Annotated in this window: 1 pseudogene; it reads left to right on the top strand. The window is 69.9% G+C overall.

The features are described 5' to 3' along the window. Positions 1 to 266 (top strand): annotated as a pseudogene (locus AC06FP_RS16855) (L-serine ammonia-lyase); the annotation flags it as partial.

Below are 266 nucleotides of genomic sequence, written 5' to 3'. Positions count from 1 at the left end.
CGCGATTACTACTCCGTCGGCGGCGGCTTCGTGGTCAATGCCGACGATGCCGCCGACGACCGCATCGTGCCCGACCAGACCCCGCTGCCGTATCCGTTCAGGAGCGGCGACGAACTGCTGGCCCAGGCCGCGCGCAGCGGCCTGAGCATCGCCGCGCTGATGTTCGAGAACGAGAAGTGCTGGCGCAGCGAGGCCGAGATCAGGGACGGCCTGCGCGAGATCTGGGACGCCATGCAGGCCTGCGTGGCGCGCGGCATCCGCTCCGA

The organism is Stenotrophomonas sp. Steno-Z2, assembly GCF_056393235.1.
Note: the sequence above shows the minus strand (reverse complement) of the source record. Positions and strands in the feature narration are given on the sequence as shown.